Genomic DNA, 21,820 nt, shown 5'->3' on the forward strand with positions numbered 1-21,820 from the left:
CATGCTGGGATGCTTATTTTTTTTGACATTGCGTCAAGCTGGCGTTGCGTGCGGTCCCCAATCGAAAAAAACCATGCGGCCCCCAAAAGTGGACCACATGGTTTTCCTTTAAAGTCTTCGTCTATCTGAACATGTTTTTAACGACCATCCAGAGATTTGCCGGTTTCTCGGCCAGACGCCGCGTGTAATACGGGTACCACATGGTTCCATAGGGAACGTAGCAGCGAACGCGATACCCTTCCCGAGCGAGCCGCTCCTGTTCGTTCATGCGCAGTCCGTATAACATTTGAAACTCGAATGCATCGGGAGAGATGGCGCGGTCTTTGGCGTACTGTTTGGTCCATGAAATAAGTTGATCATCGTGAGAGGCAACCGCCGTATAGACGCCTTGGTCGAGATGCTGGCGAATCATGGATTTGAACTGTTCCATGACCTCGGAGGCGTTCTGATAAGCTACTGCGGCAGGCTCTTTGTATGCCCCCTTAACGAGGCGGAGCTTGATGCCTTCACGGATCATGTCCCGCGTATCCTGCTCGCTCCTGTGCAAATAGGCTTGCAGCACGGTCCCCGTGTTATCGAGCCCTTCTGCGTGAAGACGGCGAACGATGTCCAAGGTAGCCTGGGTAAACGGGCTGTCCTCCATATCGATCCGCACGAAAAGATCATGCAGCTTGGCCTCGGCGGCCACCGCACGGATATTCCGATATCCCTCTTCAGGATCAAGTGCAAGGCCCATCTGGGTTGGCTTCAAAGACACGTTGGAGTTGACGCGATAGCGCGTGATGCCCTCCACGAGCCGAATGTATTCGTCCCGGTACAAGGCTGCCTCGCTCAAACGGGTAATGCCCTCCCCCAGATGGTCCAATGTGGCCATAATGCCTTTGTTGTTCAGGATGCGAATTTCTTCGAGAGCTTCATCCAGCGTGCTGCCTGCGATAAATTTGCTTGCCAGCCTTTTGCCGTATTTGACGGACAGACGCTCGATGGTTTTATTGCCTGCGACGGTCAGCAACGTTTTGCGGTACATTTCCGTTCCCATACTCATGGGGGCTTCCTCCTTATGATCATACTGCATATGCTTTGATACGAAGCAAGAAACATGCCAAATGCTGCAATCCAAAAAAATAATCATTCCCCCGATTGGAGTTGGCACGGAACTTGCTACATATATTGGGTGATAAGCAAAACGCATGGCAATCCAGGATATATAAGCCGCAAATAATCAAAACACACGTTAACGGAGAGGCAGAACCAATCTGGGCCTGCGAACCCAACATTTGAAGGAGGAATCATTCATGAACATTCCTTTTGTTAACGAACCGTTCACGCCATTTAGCATCCCGGCCAATAAGGAAGCATTCGAACAAGCGCTGCGCAAGGTGGAATCCGAACTCGGAAAAGACTATCCCCTTATCATTGGCGGGCAAAAAATAACGAGTCCCCGTAGGTTAAACTCCGTGAACCCGGCCGCCAAGGATCAGGTCGTTGGCACCGTTTATCAGGCAGACCGGGAACTGGCGGAGCGGGCTGTCCAGACGGCTGCCGAGACGTTTAACCGCTGGAAGCATACCGATCCGAACGAACGCGCACGGTATTTATATAAGGCAGCAGCGATCATGCGCCGCCGCAAGCATGAGTTTTCCGCCTGGATGGTATATGAAGCGGGCAAAACATGGCCTGAAGCAGATGCGGACACGGCCGAGGCCATCGATTTCATGGAATTTTACGCCAGGGAAATGCAGCGCCTCAGCGAACCCCAGCCCTTGACCCGCATTGCAGGCGAAGACAATGAGCTGTCGTATATCCCGCTAGGCGTAGGCGTCGTCATTCCGCCGTGGAATTTCCCGCTCGCCATCATGGCTGGCATGACGTCGGCCGCGTTCGTTTCCGGCAATACCGTCGTTTTGAAACCGGCCAGCACTACGCCGGTAATTGCGGCCAAATTCATGGAACTGCTGGCTGAAGCGGGCGTGCCGGATGGCGTCGTGAATTATTTGCCGGGGCCGGGCAGCGAAGTGGGGGATTATTTGGTCGATCATGCGTTAACGCGTTTCATCAGCTTTACGGGCTCCAAAGATGTCGGTTTGCGAATCAATGAACGCGCAGCCCGCACGGCGCCGGGACAGAAATGGATCAAACGGGTGATTGCCGAAATGGGAGGCAAGGATTCCATCATCGTGGACGGCGAAAGCGATCTGGAGCTGGCTGCGGAATCCATTACCGCATCGGCGTTCGGGTTCTCCGGCCAGAAATGTTCCGCGTGTTCCCGTGCCATCGTTCATAAAGATGTATATGATGAAGTGCTGCGCAAAGTGATTGAGCGGACGAAGAAGCTTACGATGGGCAGTCCGGTTGAAGCAGGAAGCCATGTGGGTCCCGTCATTGACGACAAGGCCTACGCCAAAATCAAGGAATATATCGAAGTGGGCAAACAAGAAGGACGATTGATGCTCGGCGGGGAAACAGGGGATGTCCAAGGTTATTTTATCGAGCCAACCATCATTGCCGATGTCGATCCGCTCGCCCGAATTGCGCAGGAGGAAATTTTTGGACCCGTGCTCGCCTTTATTAAGGCAAACACATTTGAAGAGTCGCTGCAAATAGCGAACAATACCGATTATGGCCTGACAGGTGCGGTTATCTCGCGTAATCGTGAACATCTGGAGCTGGCGCGGCGCGAGTTTTTTGCAGGCAATCTGTATTTCAACCGGAAATGCACGGGCGCATTGGTAGGCACCCATCCGTTCGGGGGATTCAATATGTCAGGGACGGATTCAAAAGCAGGCGGCAGAGATTATTTGCTGCTTTTCACGCAGGCGAAGCTGGTGTCGGAAAAATATTAAAAGGAACTGCGATTCGAACTATATAGGTTGAACTAGACATTTACACGATAACGGAGAGGGCAGAAAGAATCTGGAGAAGCGAAGCGGTCGCTTAAAAACTTTCTGAAAGAAAGCTGCATCGGAAGCATAAGCTTCACCGGATTTCCCTTTGAAAAAAGGGATCAAAAAAATCTGGGGATAACAGTGATCGGAAGATGGTTCTGACCACGTAGTGACTCCGTGTAAAAATCATCGGTTCAACTTATATAGAGCCGACATTGCTTTTATGTTACCATTTCCAGAACATGCAGCCTGATCATGATGCCAAAGCTGCCGAGCGGTGCTAAGGGGGAAAACGTATGTTAGGTGTTAAGTTGTTACAGGAACAGCGTTTTCGGCTGGCCATTACGCCTGAGATGAAACGGTCCTTTCATTTGCTGACGTTGTCCAATCAGGATTTGGTCCGTTATTTGCTGGATGCAGCGGATGCGAATCCGCTCCTTGAAGTCGAAGGACACTCTGCGCCGCTGGCCCGACTTCCGCGGAGCATGGATCGCAGGAAGCACGATGGCTATGAACCGTTGCTTCAGGCGCGTGGGGCTGAACCCACGTTGGAGCATTTCCTGGCCGCCCAAGTGCGTTTGCTGGACCTCCCGCCCGCGCTAACGGCCACAGCGGAATACCTGGCTGGCTGCGTGAACGACGACGGTTATCTCGCGTTGGACCTGACGGAAGCAGCATCGGCGCTCGGCATATCCGTGGATGAGGCGGCTGAAGGGCTCGAGGTTCTTCAATCGCTGGACCCGGCAGGCGTGGGGGCCCGCAGTCTGCAAGAATGCTTGCTGCTTCAGATCAGGCGCGCCTCGATCGTTGATCGGCATGCCGAGCGGATGGTGGAAGCGGGTTTGTCAGAGCTGGTTCCTTTCCATCCGGGAAAAGCAGGGGCACGACTCGCGATGACTGCAAGCGAAGCCAAGTCCGCCTATGATTACATTACGCGGCTTGATCCCAAGCCTTGTCGTTCCATCGGCTGCACCGCACCTCCCCATTACGTTATTCCGGATGCTGTTGCGGAGCTGCGTGATGGCGAAGTCCGCTTGGAATTCCACTCGGCCGGAAACCTCCGCATATCGATGAATGAAGCGTGTTCTCGCTGGGTCAGGCAAGGAGGTACGGGCGAGATTTGGGCGGAACGGGCCGCAGAGGCGCGGGCGATCATTCGCAGTGTGCAGCTTCGGCGCAAAACGTTGATGCGTGTTCTCGCTGCGGTGATGGAAGAGCAGGAGCTTTTTTTGCATCAAGGGCCGTCCGGTCTGAAGCCGCTCAACTTGGCGATGATTGCGGAGAAGATCGGCATGCATGAATCAACGGTGAGCCGTGCCGTTCAAGGGAAATATATCCGGACGCCGCATGGCATGTTTGAATGGAAGGCCTTTTTTGCCACGGCCATCGGAACAGACGATGGGGATCGAACATCTGCCGCGGCGGCCAAATGGCGGTTAAAAGAATTGATTCGCATGGAGCAGGCCGATCGCCCGCACTCGGACAGCCGATTGGCGGAGCTGCTTGCCGGGGAAGGCATCGTCGTCTCGCGCAGAACGGTGGCGAAGTATAGGGAGGAGCTCCGGATTCTGCCTTCGCGTGAGCGCAAACGCCGATAATAGGCGCGCTCTTATCCCGTTTCCGAAACAAATAGCCCCTGCGAACCGGGTTGACGGCGCAGGGGCTGTTCTTTGTTTACATCGGATTGAATACATCCACGTCAGTAGAAACCTACTACATGTTGCGCAGGAAACGTTCTCCAGCGATTCCTGGCGTGGTCATTTGCTCCGGATGCAAAATCTCTTCGAGCTCTTCCGGCGTCAACAGTCCGCGCTCCAGGATGATTTCTTGCAGGGTTGCGCCTGTTTTCAGCGCTTCTTTCACGATTGAAGCCGCCACGTCATAACCGAGATGCGGATTGAGAGCAGTAATGACGCTGAAGCTTTGCTTCATAATTTGCGCGCAGCGTTCGCGGTTCGCTTCCATCTCTTCCACGGCATATCGCGTGAATACGTCGATGCCGTTATTCATAATTTTCAGCGATTGCAGCAGGTTGAAGGCGATCACGGGACCCATAACGTTCAGCTCGAATTGTCCGGCTTCGCATGCCATGCAGATCGTGTGATCGTTTCCCATCACCTGGAATGCCACCTGGTTGATCACCTCGGCCATCACGGGATTGACTTTGCCCGGCATGATGGACGAGCCCGGCTGGCGTGGAGGCAGGCGAAGCTCGTTGAACCCGGCACGCGGGCCGGAGGCCATCATGCGGATGTCGTTGCAGATTTTGGACAGGTTGACCGCACAGACCTTGAGGGCTGCGGACAGCTCCATGTAGGCATCCGTATTTTGAGTGGCGTCGACGAGATCGTCGGCCGTTTTCAGTTTCAACCCGGTCGCTTCGGATAAATGCTCCGTCACTTTGGCGATATATTCAGGTTTGGCATTAAGCCCCGTTCCAACCGCGGTTGCGCCAAGGTTGATGGTTAACAAGCGTTGGTTCGCATATTCCAAGCGTTCCATGTCTCGCCCGAGCACTCGTGCATACGCGCCGAATTCTTGCCCCAGACGGATCGGAACCGCATCCTGCAGATGGGTACGTCCGACTTTGACGACATCATTGAATTCCTTCTCCTTCTTGAAGAAGGCATCCTGAAGGCGTTTCATCGTGGCAAGCAGCGTTTCGGACAGCTGATAGGCCGCGATGCGCAAGGCCGTCGGAATGACGTCGTTCGTGGATTGGGACATGTTCACGTGGTTGTTCGGGTTGCAGTGGAAATAGTCTCCTTTGCTCTGCAGCAGCAGCTCGAGTCCGCGGTTGGCCAAAATTTCGTTCATATTCATATTCATGGAAGTGCCTGCACCGCCCTGAATGGAGTCAACAATAAAATGATCCAGATGATGGCCTTTCATCATTTCTTCGGCAGCCATGACGATGACGTCGCCGATTTTGCGCGGCAGCATCTTGAGTTCCATATTCGTTACCGCAGCAGCCTTTTTGACGGCGGCCAGGGCGATGACCAGTTCCCTGTGCACCGCGACTCCGGTAATCGGGAAGTTCTCGACCGCCCGTACCGTCTGAATACCGTAATAGGCATAAGCAGGAATTTCTTTTTCACCGATAAAATCTTTTTCGGTTCTAGTGGACATTTTGTTCGCCTCCAGTGGCATCCAATAATTGGTGGACCTCGGCATTGCCGAAGCGCACTCAGTATATCATTTAAGCAAAAAGGTTGCCAATCTAAAACATTTTACGCATTTTGCCGATAAATAATTAAAATTATAAATAATCATTCGAGATGTGTGACATCAGCTTTGGACGGGCTCGAAGTGCCTTGAATGCCGCGGATGATAGCGCAATCATTATTTTGTTCGAAAAAGGCGTCGGGGAGGGTGATTTCAACGTTGTCAGTGATATATGTTACATGTTTTCTGGTTATTAACTGGTAATCTAGGAAAAAAGGACTAAGAGGTGCGAGGATGAAGTGGACTTTAGGCGCAAAAACGGTCGCAGGTTTAGTACTGATCTCGGTTATTACGTACGGAACTAGCGCTTTTTTTATATTCTTTCTGAAGGATTGGTTTGCATTTAATATTCCTGATTGGTTATATATATCGATCGTGCTGATCCTGGGGGTATGCTGGAACGGAATACTGGGTTGGGGCGCTTCCCGCTGGTTGACCCGTCCGATCAAACATTTGGCCACCGCTGCCAAACAAGTCTCTTCGGGCGATTTGACCGTCACGATCCCGAAGCGGCAGACACAGGATGAAATCACGATTCTGTACGATGCGTTCGGGGGCATGGTCAGCAATCTGAGGGATATCGTCAACGATATTGCGGAAAGCACCCGCACGACTTCGCAAAACGCCCAGTCGCTCAGCGAAGCGATCACCCAAGCGGCTGCCCAGATCGAGATGATGTCCGATGCCGTTGACCATATCGCCGTTGGCGTCGAGCAGCAGAAGGTAACTTCCCGTCAATCGCTCGCGATGGCCGATGAAATGCTGACGGATTTTCAGGACATGCACGGCCAATCCGTGAGCATGACCGATCTGTCGGGGCAGATGGAACGTTCGGTGGTTCAAACGAAAGAGACGTTTTCATCGTTGATGAACGGCATGGAGGAACTGACTGCTTCCCATGACCGTTCCAGAGAAATCATGCTGCTGCTTGAAAAGGAAGCGTCCGATATTGAAGTTATTACTCAATCCGTTAAGAACATTGCGGAAGAAACCGGGCTGCTTGCCCTTAATGCTTCCATCGAGGCTGCGCGCGCGGGCGAGGAAGGTTCAGGCTTTGCGGTCGTTGCCCAGCAAATTCGCAAGCTGGCAGATGAGAGCAAGCAGTCCGTGCACCGGATCAACGAATTGATCAGCCGCGTGCAGCAGCGAATTCGGGATACCGCGCAGTTGATTCACGTCCAGCACGGGCTGGTCGTAAGCGAATCGCAGCGTACCGTGACGGTGGACGAGACGCTGCACGTACTTACGGGCGCGGTGGAAGTGTTCATGCAAGGGGCCAACAAGATCGGCTCCCAGATTGCGGAACAGACCTCCAGGGTAGAGCAAACCCATGGCCATGTGAAGCAAATCCAGGGGAAAGCAAGTTCATTCTCGGATGAAGCGAAACGAATCATGGATGCGGCACATGAAGAAACGGCGATCATGCAGGAGATTTCTTCATCGGCCGAAGAACTGAGACAATTGACCGATCGTTTGCTGGACAAAACGAAAGCATTCCGGATGCAGCCTTGAGCTGATCCGGGGTGCTTTTTTTCTTGATTCGTGCCTGTTCAAAGAGACGTCTTTGACGGTGATTTTCCCTATTTTTAGCCAATATTTTGCTTGTCATGCTAAAACACGAACATTCTTTCGTGAAAATGAATATATGTAAAGTTTTTTTTATGAAACATTAACAAATTCGCAACGTGTGGGCTATAAATGACTATATAATAAGGTAGTATTCAATGAAAAATATGAAGGAGCCCAGCATATTGAAAACTTGGACAGGTATCCTGCTGATGATCGTTTTGGCGGTAGCCATAATTAGTGCAGTATCGACTGCTCACTCTACGAACGAACAGGCTGAGCAGCTTCCCATAGATAACCCATCAAGCCAGGCCGAAGCGGTCGCGGCATCCAATATAGATAATGACAGTGACAATGACGAAGAAGCTTTACTCCACTCCAATGAAATTCTCCAAGACACGGACAATGTTTCGATTGCACCCGAGAATGAAAACATTCGATTATACCCTATGCAGGTTGAAGGTTCTGGATATATCTATAACGGCATTACATTAGAAGTCAATGGAAAAGAAAAGCATTTTCCGGCCTGGAAAGCAGAGGGAGGATCGTATAAACCGGAAGTCCATGAGCTGGATCTGAATGGAGACGGACGGAAAGAAATTTTGGTGCTGCTCACGGCAGGCCACGGGACAGGCGTTTATTTGGGAAAAGCTTATATTGTCGATCCGGATACGCTGACAGAAATGAACATGCAGCCATTGGAAGAGGTCGTGCAGCAGCATGTTGCTTCCCGAGTCAACGTTACTCCGGGGAAAGTGGATATCAACGTTGATATCGACGGGAAACCTGCCGCGTCCACCCGTTTGGAGGAAGAAACGGAAGGCGTGGATTACAATCAAGAACTTGAATTTGGCAGTGTCGTGTACTACAGCATCGATCAAGATCGATTGACCGTATCCGCTTCGGGAGCATATTCCTTTGGCATGTACGGCGGGGAACTGCGTTTTCGTTATGAGTTCATGGACGGGCAGTGGAAGGCAACCGGACTGGATTTCAATTCAGACACGTATGAAGAGGAGTACACGCAATCGTTTGATTGATGTTTGCCAGGTGAATGACAAAGAAAACAGAAATAAGAGGCTGAAAAAAAAGAAGGACAACAGCCTCTATTTGTGCTGTCCAGAATTGCCGCAAGCGAGCGGCTTTATGAAGAAGAAACACCGCTGGCATCCCACATTCCCGGGACATCCCCAGGGCTGTCGAATGGCAGCGGTCAGAGCTTGAGAGCCGTGATTTTATCGAATGACGGTATCGAGCGGTTTAAGATGAGCTTCGATGGAGGCTCTCCGGTCTTCAAGGAATGGAGGCAGAGCCAACGATTCCCCGAGAAACTCGAACGATTCGTCGGTACCGAATCCGGGACCGTCCGTAGCGAGTTCGAACAGGATGCCGTTCGGTTCACGGAAATACAAGGAGCGGAAATAATGCCGGTCAACGAACCCGGAGTTGGAGAATTGGGATTGGCGCACCCGTTCCACCCATTGTTTCAGCTCTTCTTCATTGTCTACGCGGAAGGCAACGTGGTGCACGCTGCCGCGGCCGGGACGTTCGATCGGCAGGTCACTGCGTTCCTCCACATGAACTTCGGAGCCGCTGCCGCCTTCCCCGGATTCAAACACAAGCACATCCGGTTGTCCTGCCACAAAAGCAGGGAAGGAACCTTTCAGACGGAAGCCCAGCAGATCGGTGAGCACGCCTGCCGTAAGTGAAGCGTCTTCCACGGTAAGTTGTACCGGCCCCAGGCCAACGATGCCGTATTCCGCAGGCACCGGACTGCGATCCCATGGTTTGCCTCCGGCAACGCCCGTATTGTTTTCGTCCGAGACGAGGATCAAACGCTGGTTTTCGAAATCGGTGAAAGCAAGCGTCAATCGGCCGGCGCGCTCCGTGATGTTGCCGTGATTCACGTCGTATTCGTCAAAACGCTGCAACCAGTAGTCCAGTGCCTTATCGTTTGGGACGCGGAGGGAGGTGGCCGAGATGCTGTTTACTCCTTCGCGGGTTTGCCCGGCCATCGGCATTTCGAAAAAGGTTAACTCCGTGCCGGGATTTCCGATTTCATCGCCGTAAAACAGGTGGTACATCGTTACATCGTCCTGATTGACGGTTTTTTTGATCAGTCTCAGTCCAAGAACCTCGGTATAGAAGCGATAGTTGGCTGCTGCTTTTGCGGTTAATGCGGATACATGGTGCAGTCCTTTGATTTGCATGATGGAATCCTCCTTGGGATCGGTATTTTAACATTGGAGATTGAAAAAGATCTGATTTGTTTGGATTCAAATTGTGTTTATATTATAGTAACTTACTTAAAGTTTGTTTGTTCTGAATTTATCTTAACATAAAGATAATTAAAGCGCAACACCCGATTGTACGAATGTCATAGACATATTGCATCAACGATGCCACAATGGTTGAATGTAAAAAAAGCCCATTATATAAACTGCAAAAAACCATACAGACGTTAACGGAGAGGCAGAACTAATCTGGCGTTATATAGGCCAATAGAAAGGGGCGTAATCATAATGGCTGATCCGAAGTGGCTTGATCCATTTGATGAGGCACCGTTCATCATGTTTTCCTGGCCACACTTGTGGGCAGTGTTCGGCATTGCTGCTGCGATCGGGTTGTTATATGTGTTGAAATCCAGATTGAGGGCATGGTCCGAAAAAAAAAGGAAGGTCCTCCGAATCTGCATGGCAGGCATGTTGTTGTCCATGGAAATCATGCTTCAGTCATGGTATGGCTATGGCGGGGTATGGAGCCCGCAAACGTCCCTTCCGCTTGAGCTGTGCAGCTTGACCTTGCTGCTGTCCGCCGTCCTGCTGCTGACACGAAGCAAATGGCTGCATTCCGCATTGTTGTACGCCGGGATCGCCGGAGCCATGATGGCGATCGTGACGCCCAACCTTGGTTATGCGTTCCCGCATTTTCGCTTTATTCAATTTTTCACTGCCCATGGCCTTATTATTCTTGCTTTGCTTTACATGACTTGGGTGGAGGAGATGCGTCCGGGCTGGAAGTCAGTCATAGGTTCGATCTGTTTTGTAAATCTGGCTGCCCTGGCCGTGTATATTGTTGATGTGATGCTTGGTGCCAATTACATGTTCCTGCGCCATAAGCCCGATACGGCTTCAATCCTGGATGTGTTCGGTCCTTATCCGCTGTATATCTTGTGGGAGGAAGGATTGGCCGCTGCCTTGTTTGCGCTCATGCATGTGCTGCTGTTTGCCATACCGGACAAGATCCATCGTATAAGAAACGCGAATCCGGCAGAAAAAAGGGGAGCCCGGCTTTCCGAAACACGTTAAAGAAAAATCCCGCCGTACGCCGGAAGGCGACTGCGACGGGATGAACGAAAGATGGGATAACGGCAAGAAGCCGCACTAAAATGCCGATATGCAATTGAAGCGATAGGAGGCTTACCCCCGGAGCAGCGACTCCGCCCCGTCCACGTATATGCGCGTGCCGGTGACATGGGACGCTTCATCGGAAGCCAGGAAAAGCACAACGTTGGCTACCTGCTCCGAGGTTCCGGGCTTGCCTTTCAGCGGATGCTCGTGGCCTTCCGGAAACTGGACGGGAATCTGCACTTCTTTCAGGTCATCCGAAGGATAGGTATTGTCATCGATGTTGGTGTCAATCGCGCCGGGACAGACGGCGTTTACGCGAATGCCATAACGCGCAAGCTCCAGGGCGGCCATTTTGGTGAAAGCCGTTTGCCCCGCCTTGCTGGAAGCATATGCCGAGAATCCGATGCCCGAAAATACGCGGTTGCCGTTGATCGAGCTCGTAATGATGATGCTGCCGCCACGCTCCTTCATGTGGGGGATGGCATATTTCACCGTGGCGAACGTACCGCGCATGTTGATATCCATCGTCTGGTCCCAATCGTCCATCTCCATCGTTTCGATGGGGGCCATCGTGCCGTTAATGCCGGCATTGGCAAACACGACGTCGATGCGGCCCGCCATTCGGGCAGCTTGGTCGATCGCTTGGCGGACTTGGTCCGGCTTGGACACGTCGCACTCCAGCACATGGGCTATGCCGCCGATTTCTTCAATGCTCCTTTTTGTTTCCTCCGCGTTCTCCGGGGTCCTGTCCAGCATGAATACTTGAGCGCCTTGTTCCCCGAATTTGATGGCCGTGGCCTGGCCAATGCCCGAACCGCCTCCCGTGACGATCGCGACTTTATCCTTTAGACGTTCTGTCATCGTTCATTCTCCTCCCTGAAATGACGGTTTATCCCTATTTACCCGGCGAGAGAGGCATGAAGCAAAAAATGAGCGTCAAAAGAAACATTAAAACGAACCATCACAAAACGATCATCACAAAACGATCCATCTCAAAAAGACAGCGTCCCGGGACGCTGTCTTGTTTGTAGCATAAGAGCCATCGGCCTTCGCCATGGCGTCTATTTATGTTTTTTCCAATCCAAGGAGCTGTTGTTCAGCAGGTACTCGAAGTCGTTCTCCAGCCGTTTCTGTTCCGCTTTGCGTACTGCTTCCGCTTCCTGGCGTTCCCGTTCTTTGCGTTCCGTTTCCGCCGCCTTGGCCTCATCGGCCTGTGCTTTGAGCTTTGCCAGCACGTCGCTGCTCAGAAGGTCTTTCAGCGTTGCTGGTTTATCTTGGGCTGCCTTTGGGGCAGGGGAGTGTTTTTTGGATTTGGCCATGGGAATCGATCTCCTTTCAAAAACATACATCAGTATGGCATGCAGACACCCTGTTGCAGGGTAGTCATTATAGTATATCAGGTTCGCAAAATCCGTTCCATGGAGCAGGCGAAAAAGCAGGAAAGTGGAAGCTTCAGCGCGAATGAAAAAGGGTATAAACTCATATATTATTACCGATACTTCGACTATTCCCTGGTGAAAGGAGTCGTTGGTCGTGGAAATGAACCGCAGTTTATTGAAAGGGCTTGCATGGGGGTGTGCCTTCAGCATCCCGCTGTGGATGGCGATTATCGGTTGGGTGCTTATGCTCAGCCATATGTTGTAGGATGCTGCAGAACCATTTCGAAGCACAGGAGAGCCAGCATTACGGGTTACGGGTTATGGATATCATTACATGCATGAAAAAACGTAAAGCGAGGGTTTTGGCTTTGATAAATGTAAACGCTAACAACGAAAAAGGGACGAAACGATAAAGCTCTGCCTTCCGCACATCGGCGAGGGGCAGAGCTTTATACGTTCAATTAAGGCATTTTGACCGGTTCAGGGTATTCGAGCCCATGGGTGTCGACGGTCACCTTTTTCATGACTTGATCCTGAAGGGGCTTGTCCTTCTTGTCTCGTTCTTGAGCAGCGATGGCATCCACGACCTCCATGCCTTCCGTTACTTTACCGAAGGTAGCATAAGCGTTGTCTAAATGATCGGCATCTGATTCCATAATGAAAAACTGAGAGCCTGCCGAATCCAGATCATTCCCGCTTCGCGCCATGGAAATGACGCCGCGCGTGTGCTTCAGATTGTTTTTATGGCCGTTGGACGTAAATTCGCCTTTAATGGTATATCCCGGCCCCCCGGTACCATTTCCGTTCGGATCTCCGCCCTGAATCATGAAGCCCGGAATGACGCGATGGAAGATCGTTCCGTCGTAAAAGCCTTTGTTCGCCAGCGAGATGAAGTTGTTCACCGTATTCGGCGCGATGCCCGGGTACAGCTCAATGACGATTTTTTGTCCATCCTGCATCTCGATGGTTGCCACCGGGTTCGGGCCTTCCGGCTCGACCGGTTCGGGCGTTTCGGCTGCGCCGCTGGATGCGCGCCCGCAGCCGCTAATGATGATAAGCAACAACGCCAGCATCAGCGAAGTTGCCGTCGTTTTTTTCAATCGACCAAACATGAAGACGTTCCTCCCTGCAATGTGCATCGTCGGGGTTCTGACAGTAAGGCCTGTCGTCATCCACAAACTATCATACCTTTTTTGCCGCCGAAAAGGCAATCGATGGCATAGACGCAGACTATAAAGGATGGCCTTCATGGGAGGATGGGTGTAAAATAAGGGAAATGCTTCCTCAGGCAGGGACGTACGGGTCTGTACCGTTCGCTCCAGCATATGCGGCAGTCCCGGCGTCGGCAAAGGAAAGGACGTGCAGGGATATGAACTTCTCGTGGAAGCGCAATCTGGTTATTTTGTGGATAGGGGTGTTTTTTTGCAGCACGGCCTATTCCATCTCCATTCCGTTTCTGCCCTTGTTTCTAAGTCATGATCTGGGCGTTCGGAATCATCTGGAGTTCTGGTCAGGGCTTGCCTTTGGCATCACGTTTCTGGCCAGTGCGCTGGTGTCGCCCTTCTGGGGGTCACTCGCCGACAAGTACGGTCGCAAGCCGATGCTGATCCGGTCGGGATACAGCCTTGCGGTCTTGTATTTGATCAATTATTTCATTCAGGACCCGTATTCGCTGATCGTCGTTCGCACGTTTCAAGGGCTGCTGGCCGGTTTCGTCCCGGCAGCGATAGCTCTGGTAGGCACCAATACGCCAGAAGAAAAAACGGGGTATGCGCTCGGCATCATGTCGACCTCCGGAGCGACGGGCGGCATCATCGGGCCGCTCATCGGCGGTGTGGTCAGCCACTATTACGGCAATCGAAGCGCGTTTTTGTTTTCGGCGATCGTGGTCCTTATTTCGGCCCTGATTGCTACCTTTTGGGTCAAAGAACAGAATTTCAACCGGAACAAGGCGCGTTCCCATGTCATGGATGACATTCGCGAAGCGAGAGCCAATCGCGTGTTCATAACGGTGCTCGGCATGATGGGCATATGCACGTTCTCGGTCATGATTCTGGAACCGCTGCTGACCGTGTACGTCATGGAAATGGGCGTACAGCCGGACCGGGCTTCGCTCAGCTCAGGCATCATTTTCTCGGCCGTGGGAATTGCAACCGTGATCATGGCCCCGAAATGGGGGAAGATCGGTTCCCGCATCGGTTATGGCAAAGTGCTGATCATCGGACTTGTAGGGGGAGCCGTCGGGAATCTGCTGCAGTTTTTCACGACGGGTTACGTAGGGTTCGGCATATTGCGGTTCGTGTACGGTTTGTTCTTCGCAGCCGTATTCCCGGCGATCAATGCCATGATCGTACAGGTAACCGAGCCAGGGTTCCGCGGCAGAGCCTTCAGCCTGAACCAGTCTGCTTCCCAGATCGGGACGATGGCCGGGCCGCTCATCGGCGGCATGCTCGGCGGATGGCTGCCCATTCGCTGGATCTTCGTCATCAATGGAGCTGCGCTGCTGCTGACGGCGATTGCCGCCAGATGGTCCGGACTGGAGCGAAGGCTGCCTGGTGCCGACAAGTCTTCATCAGATAAGGTTTCAACGTAATTCGGCGAATCGGAAACGGTATGTTTGAACGAATGAAAAAACTGACACAACCACTGGATGTGTCAGTTTTTTTGGGCGTTTATACGGCAAACGGTATTCTCCAATTACAGCGGGATTCCGATGCGTTACGAAGGCGAAGCTCCGCCTGCACCATTGATGAGATCCGTGCCATGGGGTGCATCCGGATCAGGTGCGGCGGGGTCTACCGGACTGTTCGGAAATAGTGTATCCGCGTCGGGAACGGATTCCAGGACAGGCTCTGCGGTGCGTGACTCAAGCTGCTCTTCATGCTGGTCGTTCAATCTCTGAACTCTGGAAACTTTGCGGGACGGATCATCTTCCATTTGGATGCGTTGTCCGGTACCTTCATCCAAAGCTTCCATTTCTCCGGATGGCATTTCAATTTCAGGGGGAAAGTCGCGATAACGTTGGTAACGGTCGTAGACACGGTCGCTTTCGTTATTCCCGGTCGGTTGATCTGGCATCTTCATCAACTCCTTGCGGCAAATTGGCGTTCTTGTTTTGTATTACCCTCAAGCGCAGGGATGCAATCCCGCCAAGTTATTATTTCCGGGGAAGCGTGAATGAAATACCGCGCTTGAATATCCAACGGCGGCCAGCCATAAACGGCATTAATGGTTGTATAAGGACGATTTTGCAGATTTTTGTCTTTTGTCTGTGATATCATTAAACGTAGCAAAAAGGAGGGCTTGGTTTGGATTGGTTTACGCTAGGCAATATGATCGGTCGGATCAGGATCGGGCAAAAGGCGTCAACGCCAGGGTTCTCGCGAACCGTGATCCGGCGTCCGGACGGGCTGTTCTGGGTCGGCGGCATCTGGGCAGGACAAGTCGTGCAGGTCCGCGATTTTCTTTTCTCCGACATATGGACCATCTACGAAGATGAAGAAACGGAGCAGTGGCTGGAATTTCGCCAGCGCCATGAGAAGATGGAGCGCGAAATGATTGAAAACCAGTATGAGGATTTAAATGGATAACCGAATTGGAGAGATCATCTCCAAAATGGAAAAAATATATATTTATACTAAAATGTGATTTTTTCTACCGACTTTAGAAGGTGACATCTTCACATATGGCGAATGATAACATGAAGCAAAGAAGGGGAGATAGAAAATTAGAACTTTGAGGTGCTGTGAATGAAAAATGTGCCCAAAGCAATCATCGTCCTATGGATCGGATTGTTATTTTTCATGGTCTGGCCACTTGGTACGAGCGCGGCGGCTGTTCAAGAGAATAACCGTTCTATTCCCGTTACGATGTGGGAGATTAAATGGGGAAATGTGAATGACCAAGGGTTTATTAGCGAAATCAGCGGTCTGGATGACGTGTGGGAGAGAAGAGGTTCAGGCCGAATGGATTACGAATCTTCGGGGCAGCCCACCCAATCCTTATGGACTCGTCTTACGATCCCGGAATTGAATGAGGATAGCCCGGCTATACGTTTCGAGAACATTAAGGGCCAGCATATCGTCATGTATTTGCAAGACCGTAAAGTGTATGAAAACTATCATTATAATTATGACAATAATGCCGTTTTACTTCCCCTCAATCAAAGCAATTCGGGTGATCGGCTCTACATATGGTCCGAGAACAGCAATGGTCGTTTGGGCATTCAAGGCACTGTGGAAATTGGACGATATACCGTTTTGCAGGAGAAGTACATTCACAGCGGGCTGCTCGATGTCATTCTCGGAGCAACGTTCCTGTTTACGGCAATTACGATGGTGAGCTGTACGTTCTTTTTTGGGAAGTTTCATAAAGGCCTGTGGATTTCGCTATGCGTTGTCATGGGATCCATCGGAATCATGATTATTACGTATTCGCCATTTCTATACACGTTCTATCAAAACCAAGGCAACCTCTATTCCGTTTTGTTTGATACGGCCATGCTGTCAGGCATGCCTGCATTATGTTATTTCTTCGAACAGATTATCGGGAGAGGGCCGTACGGCGTATTTACCAAATTGAGAAAGTTCCAACTGGTGTACTCCATCATTGCCATCCTGGCATTGAGCGTTTATTTTGCTTCCGAGGGGCAGGTGAACTTGCTCTACGTGATTCTGGTGCAAAAGGGGAACGGAATCGTGCTCGTCGTTTTGCTCACTTTGCTGATGATCGGCACGGTCTCCAAAGCGATGCAAAAGAACAGGGAAGCCATCATGCTCGCGGCAGGTTTCGGTACGTTTGCTTTGGTGAGCGTTGCGGAACTGTTATGGTTTTACCAACGCGGCGGAGCATATCACCTCACATGGTGGAAATGGTCCATGGCGGCGTTTATCGTATCGCTTATTGCCATTCTGGGCAGCCGGTTTGCCGAAAAACATACGAAGGTGATTGAATACTCCAAGGAACTGGAACTGTTCAACAACGAATTGCAGCGTTCGGAGAAAATGGAAATCATCAGCGAACTGGCGGCTTCCGTGGCACACGAAGTCCGCAATCCGCTACAGGTAACGAGAGGTTTCCTGCAGCTGATGACAGAACAGGAAGACCATATAAATAAAGGATACGTGAGAATCGCCCTGGAAGAGTTGGATCGTGCCTCGGATATCATTACCGATTTCTTGACGTTTGCGAAGCCGGAATTCGATCAGATTGCCTCGCTCAACATCGCTGAAGAATTCGATCATATCGAAGGCATTCTTGTACCCATGGCGAATCTGGAGGGCGGGAAAATTACGACGGATATTCCGCCAAACCTCTGGATTCGGGGCAATTCCTCAAAGTTCAAGCAAGCCTTTATCAACATCATCAAAAATAGCATCGAGGCTCTTCAAGGACAGGGTCAAATTGACATCTGGGCGTATGCGCAGGACGGCGTCATCAAGGTCCATGTCAGGGATAACGGGGAAGGAATGGACGAAGAAGCATTGCATCGTCTGGGTGAACCCTATTTTTCGAACAAAATTAAGGGGACAGGCCTGGGCATGATGGTGACGTTCCGTATTGTAGAGGCTATGAACGGACAAATCTCGTTTACAAGCACTAAAGGGGTAGGGACAGAAGCGGTTGTATCGTTTGCCGAGTTCGTCAGTTGACGAGCCCGGCAGAGGGTACAACCTTTTTTTGTCCGCTACCCCTGGATGATCAGAATGGGAATATTAATCTCTCCAAGGTCCGCAATTTACATCATAATTGACTTTGGAGGGATTTGGAGGAATAACGAGCACATAATCGTTTTGTTGTTCTTCCACCGTACGGATTTTCACGTTGTCCGGAATCTCAATGCCGAATGCCTCGCGCAAAGCTTGCTTTGGATTGGCATGCAACTGCTGTCTGAACTGCTCGTCCATCCACGCTTTTTCAATAATATCCTCACGCATTGTTTTTTCTGATACCATCATTGTGAACATTCCCTTCCCATTTTGGATTGTTTGGATCATGATTGTTGACTGGCATGAATCAGATACGAAAAGCCGCCTTGCATTAACGATTTTTTGTGGGCCTCCACCTCTTCAATCGCTTGATCCAAGGCAGAGCATAAAAAAAGGTTGAACGACCGGAGTTGCGGAATCCAATCGTTAGACGATGTAAGAGTGTAATGATGCCAGGCAATGTCTGCATAGGACTTCATAAACCGGGAATTGTACGTGTTGCGAATAACCTGCTCACTTACGGGATATGCCGGGTAATCCAGCTTCATGGCCGAAGATACGTGCGAAAGGAAGCTGTTGTAATTCCCATGCTCGGCATCTTCATTGAAATCCGTAAAATCGTCGGTCATCTGAAGCGTCATCAGCGCAATGTCAAGGTCGGCGCATAAGGAAGGAATCCGTTCCTCTTGTTCCAGCAGCAGAAGAGAACCTGCGGCTCCGAGCAGTAAAGGTGCGGCCTTTTGCGCATTCCGAAGCGGATTGATGCCAAAGGGGTCCGACATCGTTTCTTCCGTGACGCCGGTCGACCATTCCATGACATATTGTCTGTAATAACTCCAGAATAGGGACGTGTTGCCAAACAATTCACGGTATATGCCCAGCGCATCGACGTAGTACAGATTTCCGAGCGCCAGCTTGAGTGTGATATCTTCGGGACGCTGATCCATAATTTCATCCTGGATCAGAAAATACAACATATGAATCAGACAGGCTGTGCTTAACTTGTGTGCGGTCTCTGCGGGAAGTCTGCCGGGGCCGGCGTGTTGCATCCACAGAGGGATGATGTAACCAATATAGCTGTGCCCGCTATCCCGCATTAAGGGATTGGCCAATTTGAGCTGTTCCCCGGCATAATGGGATATCGGTCCGGGATAGTTTTGCACCAGCTGCTCGGCGGCAGCGAATACCACCTCCACATCGGATCTAAACGGATCAAACCATTCTCTCCGCATCATTGGATTACGTCCTTCCTGCTTGAGTGAATTCAAGGACTATTTGACTAGATCTTGGAGTTAATCCCAGTATAGCGGAAAATATTTGAAAAAAATAGGTTTTTTTGTGATGAATTGTGAAAAATATGGTGACATTTAAGGCGTTATGGCAGTAATTGAGGACTCTCAAGCCTATTTTGGATCGAAACATGCAAAATGTTGGAATAAAAAAAAGGATAATGGGACCAAAATAGAGAGAGAGGCTTTGCATGACATTTTGTTACGAATCCATGTGTACACGAAAGGTAGGATGGACATGAAAATAAATGAAAAAAAATGGCTGGCTGGCTTCATGGCGGCTGGGCTGTTCTTTGCGGCTGGAAATCTGGTTTCGGCCAACGCGCCAGCCGTTCAAGGGGGCAGCGAGCATGTAGCCCCTGCATCCTCGTTTACGGGTGAGAAGGCTCCATGCATGCAGGCCAGTCATGGTCTGTTCATGATTGGCGAAACAGCGGACCTGCTCGACGTGGGACTCAGGGAGCTGAAGGAGCAAATGGAGCAGGGGAAAACGCTGGCTCAGATCGCGAAGGAACGCAAAGGCTGGAGCGAAAGCCAATTGCTCGAGAAATTGAAGCCGACACTGTCTCAGAGACTGGACAAAGCCGCGAACGAAGGCTGCCTGACGAAAGAACAGGCGGCGGCAGCCAAACAGTCCATGGATCAGAAGCTGCTGAAAGTCATTCGCACGCCACTGAAGGACTTGCGGCGTGAGTTTGCCGGTATTGCAGGCAAAAAGCCGCCCATTAACCACAAGGTCATCGCCGAATTTATCGGCATTACGCCCGAAGAGCTGCAGAAGCAGCTGCAGAGTGGCAAATCGTTGGCCGAAGTGGCCAAAGCTCACGGGATAAGTGAGACCCAACTGATCGACAAGCTGAAGGAGCAGTTAACGGATGATCTTCAGCGATTGGTGCACCGCAAGGGATGGGCGCGCCCTGCACCCCATGACCGCGCTCCAGGGCATCCCGCTGGAGCGGAAGCAAAATAAATAATAAGGTGTGAAGGAACACTTACGCCCATATGTAATCAGGCTGCCCAGCGCTTCATGAATGCGACGGGGCAGCCCTTCTTTTTTTATGCCAATGCGCGTTGCTTCAAAGATAAGGTTTGGCAACCGGGCGATCGGATCGCGGCGTGCCGTGAGTTGGCTCACCATTGGAACGGTTTCGCTTGGAATTGGTGGGATTCCCCTTGTTCAAGCCGGTCAAATAGCGCGCTCCGGGCAAACGCGATAAGCCGCGGCTGATGCCAAGTGCTGCCACCGCCGTCAAGGCAAAGGATAACAGCGTCATCGGCAAATGCCATCCAGCCAACTGCAGCGGCCGGGTCACGTACGCAATGCCGTAAATAACAAGTGCATGAACGAGATAACCGCCGAATGAATAACGGCCGATCCAGGCCAGCAGGCGCTGAAACCGCGTGTTCTGGCCGCGCAACAGGACGAGAAAGCCATACAGCATCAGCATTTGGGCCATAATGATGACAAAGGTCGTCGGTTTCAGGTAGGTCGAGATGTTCAGGTTCATCGTTTCGCCAGAACCTCGAAGCACGTCGTAACCAAGCCACACATACATACCAATGAATACACAGATCGTATAAGGGAGGGCGCGTACGGTCCGGTGACGCCAATCATCGACCGACCAGGCACATACGGCGCCCAGCACAAAATAAAACCAGTACATCATCCAGGAATAAGATCGATATTCCAGCAAAAACGACCAAGGCCGCGACCATGCGGCTGTCCACCCGGCCATATCATAATAGGACCATTTCATCAGCAGGGCATAACATGCCGCAGCTGCCAGAACGAGAAGAGCAACCCACTTCCCCCGGCTTAGTCTTCGGGCAGCGGAGATTCGCTGTTCGATCAGGTCCGTACCATTGAGAAAGAGAGGGAACAGCAAATAGAATTGAAAAATCATGATGATAAACCAGAGGTGGTATCCCGTTTGCGGAATAACCAGTTCACGCAGCAAACTTGTGACATCCAGCGAATCTGCCTGCCAGAATTGAGGCGTAAAGATGCGAACCGCAATCCAGTAAATTCCCGTCCAGACGATGAACGGAACGAAAATGTCCCCGAAACGTTTGCGAATAAAGCGGCCGTAATCCGGTTTGGCATGACGATGATGATAGAACAGCAGCACACCTGACAAAAAAACAAACGTTGGCGTGCCAAAACGCGTCAAATGATAGATCATGGCCAGCATGACGGAATCCGGCTGTTCAATGTCCGGGCGGTAGATGTACTCGGCAATGTTATGCTGCATGACGATCGCGAGAAAAGCGAGTCCCCGCAGCTGCGTCCATTCTTCGATACGTGTTTTGCCCATCCATACTCCCTCCTTGTCGCCGTTTCATCATTAAAGCGTACCTGCTCAACATTAAGCCCGCATTAAATGGGGAAAAGAGGCAAAAAAAGACGGCTTATCGCCG

Annotated in this window: 19 protein-coding genes; 9 read left to right on the top strand and 10 right to left on the bottom strand. The window is 51.2% G+C overall.

The window, feature by feature from the left end:
* Window positions 1-121: 121 nt before the first annotated feature.
* Complete coding sequence (locus tag MKY59_RS05520; RefSeq protein ID WP_339276460.1) at window positions 122-1,045, bottom strand: proline dehydrogenase family protein; 924 nt, start codon at window positions 1,043-1,045, stop codon at window positions 122-124.
* Between the two features lie 250 nt (window positions 1,046-1,295).
* On the opposite strand from MKY59_RS05520, the gene pruA reads away from it, so the two are divergent.
* Together pruA and rpoN are read left to right on the top strand one after the other, a co-directional pair.
* Entirely contained in the window at window positions 1,296-2,843 is a 1,548-nt protein-coding gene (gene pruA / locus MKY59_RS05525; protein WP_339276461.1) for an L-glutamate gamma-semialdehyde dehydrogenase, read from the top strand.
* A gap of 338 nt (window positions 2,844-3,181) precedes the next feature.
* Window positions 3,182-4,483, top strand: coding sequence for an RNA polymerase factor sigma-54 (gene rpoN, locus MKY59_RS05530; RefSeq protein ID WP_339276463.1), 1,302 nt, complete (start codon window positions 3,182-3,184; stop codon window positions 4,481-4,483).
* A 115-nt stretch (window positions 4,484-4,598) separates the two neighbouring features.
* Here the strand turns inward: rpoN and MKY59_RS05535 are convergent, their stop codons facing one another.
* Window positions 4,599-6,014, bottom strand: a complete 1,416-nt coding sequence (locus tag MKY59_RS05535) for an aspartate ammonia-lyase (RefSeq protein WP_236420135.1) — start codon at window positions 6,012-6,014, stop codon at window positions 4,599-4,601.
* 330 nt (window positions 6,015-6,344) lie between these two features.
* Between MKY59_RS05535 and MKY59_RS05540 the strand changes: the two genes are divergently transcribed.
* Complete coding sequence (locus MKY59_RS05540) at window positions 6,345-7,622, top strand: methyl-accepting chemotaxis protein (RefSeq protein WP_339276465.1); 1,278 nt, start codon at window positions 6,345-6,347, stop codon at window positions 7,620-7,622.
* Between the two features lie 239 nt (window positions 7,623-7,861).
* Entirely contained in the window at window positions 7,862-8,716 is an 855-nt protein-coding gene (locus MKY59_RS05545; RefSeq protein ID WP_339276466.1) for a hypothetical protein, read from the top strand.
* Between the two features lie 195 nt (window positions 8,717-8,911).
* Here MKY59_RS05545 and MKY59_RS05550 read toward each other — a convergent pair whose 3' ends face one another.
* Entirely contained in the window at window positions 8,912-9,886 is a 975-nt protein-coding gene (locus tag MKY59_RS05550) for a ring-cleaving dioxygenase (protein WP_339276467.1), read from the bottom strand.
* A 312-nt stretch (window positions 9,887-10,198) separates the two neighbouring features.
* Here MKY59_RS05550 and MKY59_RS05555 point away from each other — a divergent pair, with 312 nt between their 5' ends.
* A complete protein-coding gene (locus MKY59_RS05555; protein ID WP_236420131.1) occupies window positions 10,199-10,984 on the top strand; it encodes a TIGR02206 family membrane protein in 786 nt (261 codons plus the stop codon).
* Window positions 10,985-11,095: 111 nt separating this feature from the next.
* Here MKY59_RS05555 and MKY59_RS05560 read toward each other — a convergent pair whose 3' ends face one another.
* From MKY59_RS05560 to MKY59_RS05570, 3 genes are all read right to left on the bottom strand, one after another.
* Window positions 11,096-11,887, bottom strand: coding sequence for an SDR family NAD(P)-dependent oxidoreductase (locus MKY59_RS05560; RefSeq protein ID WP_339276468.1), 792 nt, complete (start codon window positions 11,885-11,887; stop codon window positions 11,096-11,098).
* Between the two features lie 200 nt (window positions 11,888-12,087).
* The gene (locus MKY59_RS05565; protein WP_236420129.1) at window positions 12,088-12,345 is read right to left on the bottom strand and encodes a YqkE family protein; all 258 of its coding nucleotides are present in this window, start codon (window positions 12,343-12,345) and stop codon (window positions 12,088-12,090) included.
* Between the two features lie 521 nt (window positions 12,346-12,866).
* Window positions 12,867-13,517: a peptidylprolyl isomerase gene (locus MKY59_RS05570; protein WP_236420128.1), complete on the bottom strand. Its 651-nt coding sequence runs from the start codon at window positions 13,515-13,517 to the stop codon at window positions 12,867-12,869.
* Window positions 13,518-13,774: 257 nt separating this feature from the next.
* Here MKY59_RS05570 and MKY59_RS05575 point away from each other — a divergent pair, with 257 nt between their 5' ends.
* A complete protein-coding gene (locus MKY59_RS05575; RefSeq protein WP_236420127.1) occupies window positions 13,775-14,998 on the top strand; it encodes an MFS transporter in 1,224 nt (407 codons plus the stop codon).
* 125 nt (window positions 14,999-15,123) lie between these two features.
* Here MKY59_RS05575 and MKY59_RS05580 read toward each other — a convergent pair whose 3' ends face one another.
* Window positions 15,124-15,483, bottom strand: a complete 360-nt coding sequence (locus MKY59_RS05580) for a hypothetical protein (RefSeq protein ID WP_236420126.1) — start codon at window positions 15,481-15,483, stop codon at window positions 15,124-15,126.
* A gap of 230 nt (window positions 15,484-15,713) precedes the next feature.
* Between MKY59_RS05580 and MKY59_RS05585 the strand changes: the two genes are divergently transcribed.
* Complete coding sequence (locus MKY59_RS05585) at window positions 15,714-15,995, top strand: hypothetical protein (protein ID WP_236420125.1); 282 nt, start codon at window positions 15,714-15,716, stop codon at window positions 15,993-15,995.
* A 159-nt stretch (window positions 15,996-16,154) separates the two neighbouring features.
* Window positions 16,155-18,056, top strand: coding sequence for a HAMP domain-containing sensor histidine kinase (locus MKY59_RS05590; RefSeq protein WP_339276469.1), 1,902 nt, complete (start codon window positions 16,155-16,157; stop codon window positions 18,054-18,056).
* A gap of 63 nt (window positions 18,057-18,119) precedes the next feature.
* Here MKY59_RS05590 and MKY59_RS05595 read toward each other — a convergent pair whose 3' ends face one another.
* Window positions 18,120-18,362 (bottom strand): NHLP leader peptide family RiPP precursor, encoded by a 243-nt coding sequence (locus tag MKY59_RS05595; RefSeq protein ID WP_236420123.1) that lies wholly within the window; start codon window positions 18,360-18,362, stop codon window positions 18,120-18,122.
* A gap of 35 nt (window positions 18,363-18,397) precedes the next feature.
* Entirely contained in the window at window positions 18,398-19,348 is a 951-nt protein-coding gene (locus MKY59_RS05600) for a hypothetical protein (protein WP_339276470.1), read from the bottom strand.
* 292 nt (window positions 19,349-19,640) lie between these two features.
* On the opposite strand from MKY59_RS05600, the gene MKY59_RS05605 reads away from it, so the two are divergent.
* Window positions 19,641-20,372 carry a hypothetical protein gene (locus MKY59_RS05605; RefSeq protein ID WP_339276471.1) on the top strand — a complete coding sequence of 244 codons (732 nt, stop codon included), beginning with the start codon at window positions 19,641-19,643 and terminating at the stop codon, window positions 20,370-20,372.
* A 106-nt stretch (window positions 20,373-20,478) separates the two neighbouring features.
* Here the strand turns inward: MKY59_RS05605 and MKY59_RS05610 are convergent, their stop codons facing one another.
* Complete coding sequence (locus MKY59_RS05610) at window positions 20,479-21,717, bottom strand: acyltransferase (RefSeq protein WP_339276472.1); 1,239 nt, start codon at window positions 21,715-21,717, stop codon at window positions 20,479-20,481.
* Between the last annotated feature and the right edge of the window lie 103 nt (window positions 21,718-21,820).

Origin of the sequence: Paenibacillus sp. FSL W8-0426 (assembly GCF_037969725.1) — a bacterium.
Taxonomy (GTDB): Bacteria; Bacillota; Bacilli; order Paenibacillales; family Paenibacillaceae; genus Paenibacillus; species Paenibacillus hubeiensis.